The organism is Bradyrhizobium sp. AUGA SZCCT0169, assembly GCF_018130085.1.
In the GTDB taxonomy this organism is placed as follows: domain Bacteria; phylum Pseudomonadota; class Alphaproteobacteria; order Rhizobiales; family Xanthobacteraceae; genus Bradyrhizobium.
In genome coordinates, this window is record NZ_JAFCMC010000047.1 from 47,831 (window position 1) to 57,865 (window position 10,035).

4 protein-coding genes are annotated in these 10,035 nt (G+C 60.2%); 2 read left to right on the top strand and 2 right to left on the bottom strand.

Going from position 1 to position 10,035, the window contains the following annotated elements; translation table 11 throughout:
- Positions 1-43 precede the first annotated feature (43 nt).
- Complete coding sequence (locus JQ609_RS35395) at positions 44-580, top strand: hypothetical protein (RefSeq protein ID WP_249128656.1); 537 nt, start codon at positions 44-46, stop codon at positions 578-580.
- 59 nt (positions 581-639) lie between these two features.
- On the opposite strand, the gene JQ609_RS31845 is transcribed toward JQ609_RS35395, so the two are convergent.
- Together JQ609_RS31845 and JQ609_RS31850 are read right to left on the bottom strand one after the other, a co-directional pair.
- A complete protein-coding gene (locus JQ609_RS31845) occupies positions 640-1,014 on the bottom strand; it encodes a hypothetical protein (protein WP_212276615.1) in 375 nt (124 codons plus the stop codon).
- Positions 1,015-1,197: 183 nt separating this feature from the next.
- Positions 1,198-1,350: a hypothetical protein gene (locus JQ609_RS31850; protein WP_249128659.1), complete on the bottom strand. Its 153-nt coding sequence runs from the start codon at positions 1,348-1,350 to the stop codon at positions 1,198-1,200.
- A 769-nt stretch (positions 1,351-2,119) separates the two neighbouring features.
- Here JQ609_RS31850 and JQ609_RS31855 point away from each other — a divergent pair.
- Positions 2,120-10,035: DUF5801 repeats-in-toxin domain-containing protein (locus JQ609_RS31855; RefSeq protein ID WP_212276616.1), on the top strand; the 7,916-nt coding region annotated here is incomplete at its 3' end.

Sequence of the window (10,035 nt, forward strand, 5' to 3'; positions counted from 1 at the left end):
TGGTTGCAGCTCTCGAAGACCGGACATCTTTATCGGAGGCGCCGTGCACTCCGATAGCCAATTTGGCTTCGCCTACATTCGTCTCCCCTTTTTCGACCTAGACATTCCCTTCGCCTTCTACCGCGGCTCGGTCCTAGTGCTGCGCGCCGATTTGCAGATGCGTTTGATAAGCAATCGAGACAGCTCCTCGAAAGTCTCAAAGCGTTTAGAACGGCGGTCTAGGTATCACAACGGCGGTATAGGTATCACTAAAGCGCTTGATAAGCGTCAAGCCATTTGGCACTCTTTGGTGAGCGCCCTCCAGCATCGAGGTTTTTTTATGCGAAAATCATTCTTTGCAATCATCGGCGCGGCTTTTTCGATTGTTGTTCTTTCAAGCAGCGGCGCCTACTGCGGCACCTATCCCTTCGGAGATGAACCGTATCGCCTGAATTGGGGATATGACCCCGAGATACAACCCGGGTGCTGGAAGTGGAATTGGCAGCAATATCATTGGGACAATCACTGTCCGGTCTATGTTAATCCCAAGGCATACATGTATCCGCGATCGCGTCGCGTGGTCTTGCGAACACGGGGTTAATGCCAGATTGCGCGTCTGATCATTCTCAGTTCGCTCTGGAAGTTGTTTTCTTGATCAGATCAGGAACGCTGAATTGTACAAGCGACCTGGTTGTGCTTGCCGAAGTTCAGCAGCGCGTTTTCCCTGAAGCCGTCCAACCAGAGCCCTCGGCCTGCATAGCGATACCCCACACCCATCGGGACAAGCCGCACATGCATCGAGCGGCGTGGCGAAGTGAACAGGGAAGCGGTAACAACCTCACCAACGATACTTACGGCGATCGGACAAAGCGGATACTCCCGGCCGTTCTCGCAAGCGAAGACAATTTCGGAACAGCCGCCTCGGCCCGTCGTCATCAAGCCGAGGTCCGCAGCGGCGCTCGGCTGCGGACCGATGCCAACAGCAAATCCGAAGCAGGCTGCAATCAATACAAACTTGCCAAATCCCGCGCCCATCGCTGCCCCCTAGCTGTAAAATATGGATCAACAGAGCAAGAATCGCTCAAAAGGTCAAACGTATCTTCGGCAGTCTGCCCGGTGTGCGTGTTGGCTCAGGTCCAGTCCGAGACCGACGCAAGGGCCAGATCCATCGCTCACCTAACGGTAAGATTTCCTGCTGTGCCCCAACCCCAGATACGCTCACTGTAATTTTTTGGATTTGCGTTCGCCCGCCGGGTACTTGACTTCAATCGTCAAAACATCGTCGCCCGCGAATTCCGGCGGTGATTTGTAGAACGTGACGTCGGCCGGCACTTCGAGCGCAAGGCACGTTTTGTAGTTGGTGGCCTTCACTTCCGGAGTTTTGACCGTGACCTTTCTCGAGGTTGGGGGCTGGCCAGCCGAATGGTCGGCAAGGTACCCGACGTGCAGTCGGGGAGGACGTTTAGGCAGATCCCGCGTTTACGCGTCCTTGTTGACAACGCCTTGACCGAGCGTTCGACCATTTGAGTCTGCGCGCTGGCGACAAGTGCCAGCGATAGTGTGCGCATCGAGGGGGCTCCATGAGGCGGAAACGAAGTACTCCGCCGACTCGTTGTTCTGCCAGTTTTACCCGGTCATAGTTCGCTGATTTAGCCTGACTGTCTGCTTTGGCGACGATCGATTTGGTAGCCGCAGCCTGAACAATCGCAGACTTAGCCCGTCATCCTTCCCGAGTCTTGGAGAAGGCCAATCGAGGCGCTCGCAGGATCACCGTCGTGCAGTCCTTGGTTCATCTGTGTCCATGGGCACGTGTTTCGACTGGTAGATCGTGCGCTGGTTGCGACATTGGGGACGCCAACGCCACGTCGGGTTTGCCAGCAAGCTCTCCATTGAACAAAAACAACGGGTTAAGGGCGTGAGCGACCGCACCTCGTTGATCCGTAGTTTTACTGATTTTTCCCGATCCGCTGGCTGACTCGCCTCGGGTGCGCTGTCTTTACCACATTCCCACCGAAAGCATTGATTAACCAAACAGTTTTGTTGACCCTCCTTGCGGTTAACAATACCTTAACGCTCAATTTTGAAGCCAGTTTTCTAGATCTTTGATTCAAACGTCTGCCTTTCGCTTCGGAGATATTTCATGAACGGACCTTTTCAGGTTGCTCAGGCTTCCGGCGTGGGAATCGGCAACAACAACGCGGCGCCTCGTATCTTCACGCTAACGAAACCGCTCGGTGATCAGGCCGTCGTCGTCAATCTCGGATACGAACAGAAGGTCAAAGTCGACTTCTCCGGCATTGCCAACGAAAAGATCACGCTCGTACGTGTAGGCGAAAAGCTGATCATCCTGTTCGACAACAAGTCGACGGTGACGGTTGAGCCGTTCTTCGATTCAAGGCACGACGCCCTTAACAATCTCTCGGTCGAGGTGGCGCCGGGCCGGGACGTTTCGGTCAGCGAATTCGCGAGCCTGTTTCCGATCACGACGGATCAGTCCGTCTTGCCTGCGGCCGGTGAAGGCAATGGCAATGCTCAGGCGAGCGGCGGGAACTTCAACAACAGCGCTGTTGATCAACTGAGCACGGGCGGTCCGCTCGACCTCCTCGGGCAGGAGTCGCTCGGCAATTTCGCTTCGGCTCTGCAGCAGTTTGCAGGACTACCGAATGATACGCCGACACCGACAACGGCGCCTTCTGCGGGCTTCACGCTCTCGAATGCATTGCTGATACACGACGAAACCTTTGATGTTCAAACCGCGTTTGGCGCAAACGATCAGGGAAGCGCGCTGCCTTCGGTATTCCAGCAAAATGGACTGATCGGTTGGGCGCAGAGTTCTGTTTCGGAGATTGCCTCTACGACAGTAGACTTCGGGACAAACGGAGCAGGGTCCGTCACCTATGCGCTGACAACTGCGTCGGGCGGAGCGTTCAATGGCGTAGCCTCCGGGCTACAGGCGACGATAACCGGAAACACGATTTTCCTCTTCACCGAGGGCAATCTGATCGTTGGTCGCGAAGGTAACGGCAACGTCGCCAACGCGGGCGGTGCGGTCGCATTCCAGCTCTATCTGGATCCCGACACGCTCCTCCTCAATGTCGCCCAGTACGAGGCGATCCAGCATGGCGGAACGTCAGATCCAAACGACATCGCCTCACTCGCCAACGTGGTCTTCGTTCAGCAGACCGTTACCGACAGTCTCGGACTTACCGCTACGGCGGTGTCGTCCAATTCGTTGGGCGTGGCATTCCTCGACGACGGCCCGAGCATCAGCCGCGATGACGGCGGTGAGCGGCCTTCGTCGGCGGGATTTCTTGAACTCGATGAAACAATCGGCCAGGGCGAGAGTCCGCAGGCCGACCGCTACAATTCGGGTGAATCCGAATCGAACGGCGGACCGTCGAACGGAATCCTCGACGATACCGGCGTTCCCACAATCACGGTGTCGACGGTACCCCTCCAGGGTCAGGCGATTGGTGAACTGTCGACCTCGGCGGGTGCACTGGCTGCTTTGTTTCCCGCTGCAAATATTGCGTTCGGGACCGATGGCCCGGGAGCAAACGGCGGTGTCACTAACGTCTTGACGCTGGTTCTTTCGGACGGGACTGTCGGCACGACGCTGACGGCAACCGCGCTGGAGGGCACCGCGCTTGCCGGCATGTCCGCAGCGGAGCGGGCGATCGTACTGGTTCAGGTGGATGCCGACACGATCGAGGGCAGGATTGCCAGCACGGCCGCTGCCGGCGACGAGTTTGTCGCCTTCCGTATCACCCTTGAGGGCGGCAGCGATTCGGCGACTGCGAAGATTACGGTCGACCAGTTCCTGGCGATCGACCATGGCGGTTCGGAAAATCCATCAGTCTTCGACGAGCAGGCGTTCCTGCGTCTGGTTGGTACGGGTACGCTCAACCTGCAGCTCACCACCACGGTCACCGATGGCGACGGCGACCAGGTCAGCTCGCCGGTCCAGGTCAATCTGGTCAGCAACGAGATTTCGTTCATCGCGTTCGACGATGACGGCCCGACGATCACACGTGGAGAGGGCGGGGAGACCCCGTCTCTGACAACGCTCAATCTCGACGAGACGATCGGCGCCGATCGCTACAACGCTGCGTTGCTGCCGAGCGCCGAAGGTGAATCGAATGGTGGGCCGTCGAACGGCAGTCTCGACGACACCGGCGTTTCCACAATCACGGTGTCGACGACGCCGGCCCAAACCCAGGCGATCGGTGAATTGTCGACCCCGGCGGGAGCGCTGGCCAATCTGTTCGCGGCCGCGAATGTCGATTTTGGAACGGATGGCGCCGGGCCGCAGGGCGGCATCAGCAACGCACTAACGCTGGTTCTTTCGGGAGAAAGTGTCGCCACGACTCTGACGGCGACCGCGCTGGAGGGCACCGCGCTTGCCGGCATGTCCGCAGCCGAACGGGCGATTGTACTGGTTCAGGTGAACGCCACTACGCTCGAAGGACGTATCGCTGGCACAGCCGCCGAAGGCGACGAGTTCGTCGCCTTCCGCATCACCCTCGAGGGTGGCAGCGATCCGGCGACAGCCAAGATTACGGTCGACCAGTTCCTGGCGATCGACCATGGCGGTTCGGAGAATCCGTCAGTTCTGGACGAGCAGACGTTCCTGAATCTGGTCGGCGAGGGCACGCTCAACCTGCAGCTCACCAGCACGGTCACCGATGGCGACGGCGATCAAGCCAGTTCATCAGTCCAGGTCAATCTGATCGGCAACGAGAACTCGTTCATCGCGTTCGACGATGACGGTCCGACGGTCACACATGGAGAGGTCGGAGAGACGTCGTCTCTGGCAACACTCAATCTCGACGAGACGATCGGCGCCGATCGCTACAACGCTGCGTTGCTGCCGAGCGCCGAAGGTGAATCGAATGGTGGGCCGTCGAACGGCGGTCTCGACGACACTGGCGTTTCCACAGTCACGGTGTCGACGACGCCGGTTCAGGGCCAGGCGATCGGTGAGTTGTCGACCTCGGCGGGTGCGCTGGCCGACCTGTTCGCGGCCGCGAACGTCGATTTTGGAACGGATGGTGCCGGGCCTGAGAGTGGTATCAGCAACGTATTAACGCTGGTTCTTTCGGAAGAAAGCGTTGCCACGACGCTGACGGCAACCGCGCTGGAGGGCACCGCGCTCGCCGGCATGTCCGCAGCCGAACGCGCTATTGTACTGGTTCAGGTGGATGCCGACACGATCGAGGGCAGAATTGCCGGCACGGTCGCTGCCGGCGACGAGTTCGTCGCCTTCCGCATCACCCTCGAGGGCGGCAGCGATCCGGCCACAGCCACGATCACGGTCGATCAGTTCCTGGCGATCGACCATGGCAGTTCGGAGAATCCATCGGTTTTCGACGAGCAGACGCTCCTGAATCTGGTCGGCGAGGGCACGCTCAACCTGCAGCTCACCACCACGGCGACCGATGGCGACGGCGATCAGGTCGGTTCATCAATCCAGGTCAATCTGATCGGCAACGAGAACTCGTTCATCGCGTTCGATGATGACGGTCCGACGATCACACATGGAGAGGGTGGAGGAGAGACGTCGTCTCTGGCAACACTCAATCTCGACGAGACGATCGGCGCCGATCACTACAACGCCGCGTTGCTGCCCAGCGCCGAAGCTGAATCGAACGGCGGGCCGTCGAACGGCGGTCTGGACGACACCGGCATCTCCACGATCACGGTGTCGACGACGCCGGTTCAGGGCCAGGCGATCGGTGAGTTGTCGACCTCGGCGGGTGCGCTGGGCGACCTGTTCGCGGCCGCAAACGTCGATTTTGGAACGGACGGTGCCGGGGCGAAGGGTGGCATCAGCAACGTTTTGACGCTGGTTCTTTCGGATGAAAGCGTTGCCACGAATCTCACTGCGACGGCGCTGGAAGGCACTCAGCTCGAAGGCCTTTCCGCGGCCGAACGCGCGATTGTACTTGTCCAAATAGACGCCAACACGGTTGAGGGACGGATTGCTGGCACGGCCGCTGCTGGCGACGAGTTCGTCGCCTTCCGCATCACCCTTGAGGGTGGCAGCGATCCGGCGACAGCCAAGATTACGGTGGACCAGTTCCTGGCGATCGACCATGGCGGTTCGGAAAATCCATCAGTCTTCGACGAGCAGACGTTCCTGCGCCTCGTTGGTGAGGGCACGCTCAACCTGCAGCTCACCACGACGGCGACCGATGGTGACGGCGATCAGGCCAGTTCATCAGTCCAGGTCAATCTGATCGGCAACGAGAATTCGTTCATCGCGTTCGATGATGACGGTCCGACTACGGTCGCGTCCGGGACAATTGTTGCGAACGTTGACGAAGATGGCCTGCATGCGCCGGGTCTGTCGGATTCCAATCTCGATAATTCCCGCGACGGCGAAGTCGATGGCAACGAATCCGCCGTCGCGACCTCTGCTGTGTTTGGAACACTCGGCGCGCTGATCAATTTCGGCACCGATGGTTTTGGCAGTTTCGGTCTCAAGCCCATCGCCGTACCGGTCGATAGTGGGCTGACTTCGGGCGGCAAGCCAATTCTCATCGTAACCGACGCAGACGGCTTGCACGGCTATGTCGATAACCTTACGCCGGGCTTCGACGGCGGCGATCGTGAAGTGTTCACACTGACGGTCGGTTCAGACGGATCTTACACGTTCACGCTCAAGGACCAGATCGACCACCCGACGCTGGATGGCGCGCAAGTCGGCGACAACACGGAAAACACCCAGGCCATTGACCTGTCGTCCTATGTGGTGGCGACAGACGGCGACGGCGACAGCGTTTCTCTCGGTGCTGGCACGTTCACCGTTTCAGTGCTCGACGATATTCCGGTTATCACCGCGCGTGCGCCGAATGAGACGACGGTTACTACCACTGAGACGTTTAGCTACACGCTGCAGGCGGGCAACACCGATGTCCGCGGCATGGATGGCCAGAACGATCATGATATCAGGCTGAGTGGCGTCGATCTGAACGACAATGATGACAGCGTCAACACGACCGGCATCAAGATCGGTGTTGGCGATGCTCAGAGCGTTGACGGCTTCGAGTCGCAGGGGCAGGATTCCGGCCCCGAGATCCTGACAATGGAATTCCTCAGCAATTTTGTTGTCGGTGTTCCAAATACCAATACTTACCAAGTCGGCTCCGCCAGCTTCAAGATCGATGTGGCGGAAGCCCATGGCATCGAAAGCGCGGTTGTGTTCGTGTCGGCAACGGACGGCGTGAGCGATAATTTCGCTGCGCTGAACTTCACAGTGGACGGCTCGCCGTTCGCGGCGACCGCCGTGTTTCAGGGCGGCGTGCAGGTGGGCTACGTCCTGCACGGCGTGCCGGATCTTGCGACGGTTGTCGCTACCGGCCAGGGGGGCGCGGTTTTCGACACGCTGAACGTCGGAAATTACGACGATTATCAGTTCAACACGACATCGCTCGGCAGCCCCGTCACGTTCACCGACGGTGGCTCGTTCAAGGTCTTCGGAATCGAATCGACGATCACGACGACAACCGTAGTCACCGAGACGTTCAAGATCAGTGAAGACGAGAGCCCCGGAGTGAATACCGCGGCCGATCCGAACGCCGCCAATGACGTCAATCCATTGGTTGATGTTCCGCCTGGCGCGATCGCTGAAGCGAATGCCATCGGTTACGCGAAATCGCCGACCAGCGTGCTTGCTACCGGCTCGTTGTTCGCAGGCAGCGTCGGCGCCGACGAAGAGGGCACCTATTCGTTCGCGATTACCGACAGCGCCGGGAATCCGATCACTTCGGTTGATTCCGGCCTGACGACGCTGGACGGCAGCCACATCATGCTGTCCACCGACGTAAACGGGGCCGTGGTTGGTTCCGTCGGCCAGACCGAAATATTCAAGGTCTACGTCGATAGCGACGGTTTCGTCTGGATCGGCCAGTATCAGCCGATCGCCCACAGTCTCGACGGATCGAGCCCAGCCACGCACGACGACATAGCGTCGGTTACGGCCGCCCTTCACATCAAGGCCACGCTTACGGATTTTGATGGCGACTCGACGAGCGTCGTGTCCGGCGTGGCGCTGCAGGTCCAGTTCCAGGACGATGGACCGCTTGCGGTCAACGACGTCGATTCCGCCAACGGCGCGGTGCTCACCGCGACCGGCAACGCGATTACCGGCGTGGATATCGCGGTCGGCTTCGACGCCAACGCGACCGACGGCAATGCCGATACCAAGGGTACCGACGGGGCGAAGATCACCGAGGTCGCCGGCGTTACCACCGATGTGTCACCGGACGGTTCGCTCAACTTCCAGGTCACCGGCCAATACGGCACGCTGGTCATTAACGAGAACGGCAACTACACTTACACGCGCTTTAACGGTTCGCCGGTCGTCGCCAACGACGTGTTTACATACACGCTGACCGACGGCGATGGCGATTTCTCGACCGCGACGCTGACAGTCAGCATCTCCGATCGGGGCGTGACGATCTCGGGCATCGGCGCGCAGGGCGGCGACGTCACCGTCCTGGAGAACGATCTGTCGGCAAGCCGGGCGGTCGGCGAGTCGGACGGCTCGAGCCCGAATTCCGCCACTCTCACAAAGACGGGAACGTTTACGGTTTCGACCCCGGACGGGCTGGACGATTTGACGATCGATGGTCACGCCATCGTCACGAACGGCTTTTTTGCAGCCACGTCCTTCCTGACGGCAACCGGCAATACTTTCGCGGTCACCGGGTTCGATGGCACCACGGTAAGCTATAGCTATACCCTTCTTGACAACGAACAGCATGCGTTGGTGCAAGGTAGCAATACCTTGCTCGAAAGCCTGAGCGTGATTGTCACGGACGTCGACGGCGACTCTGCGACGTCATCGGTCAATATCGCCATCGTGGACGACGTTCCGACGGCGGCAGCGGGGCCTGGGCTGACGGTCGTGGAGACCGATGGCATCACTCCCGGAACCAATCTTCTGGCCAACGACACGCAGGGAGCGGACGGCGCGACGGTGACCGCGGTCAATATCGGCAGCGGCTTCCAGGCGATAGCGGCGATCGGAGCGACCGTGCTGTCGAACGCCAATGGCACTTACACGTTCCAGGCGGACGGCACTTGGTCGTTCGATCCGAACGCGAACCTGAACAATGCTTCCGGCATCAGCGCCGGCTTCACCTACCGGATCACGGACGGCGACGGCGACACCTCGACGGCGACGCAGGCGATCACGATCAACGACGGGGCGGTTGCGGCGACGCCGGTGGCGGTGACGCTGGAGCTGAACGAGGCTGCGCTGTTGACGGGAGGTGCGACAGGCTCGAATCCGGGGCTGACGTCGGAAGTGGACAGCACACCATCGCTGTCGTTTACGGCGGGTTCGGACAATCTGACGTCGTTTGCGTTCACGAGCACGGCCGGTCTGGTGACTGACCTGAACGGGACGGGCGGCCAGGACATCTTCTGGAACCTGGTATCGACAACGCAGATCAAGGGCTATCTCGACGCGGGTCACGCGCGGCTTGCGGTGACGCTGGACCTGAGTGCGCCGGCCTCGATTGCGGCGGGAGCAACCGGCACGGTCACGGTGACGGCGACGCTGAGCGACAACCTGCAGCATGTTCTGGCGAATGGCGCGCAGATCAGTTCGATCGGCAGCGTGGGCGTGGTTGCCGCCGACACTGACGGCGACATCACGACGGGGACGGTCAACGTCACCGTGCAGGACGACGTGCCGCTGGCGGCCAATGACGGGCCGTCCGGAGTGACCGAGGACGGCGCGGGCCTGGTGTCCGGGAACGTGCTGGCGAACGACGCCTCGGGCGCGGACGCGCCGACGGGCTTCGTGGCGTGGGATGCCGCCGCCGACGCGACGGCGATTGCGGGCCTCAACACCTACGGCACGCTGGTGCAGAACGGCAACGGCACCTGGAGCTATACGCTGAACAACAGCCTTGCGGCGACGCAGGCGCTGACGTCGTCGAGCAGCCTGAGCTACACGCTGCATTATACGATGCAGGATGCGGACGGCGACACCTCGCCGGCGACGCTGACGATCACGATCGCTGGCGCGGACGACAGCGCCTC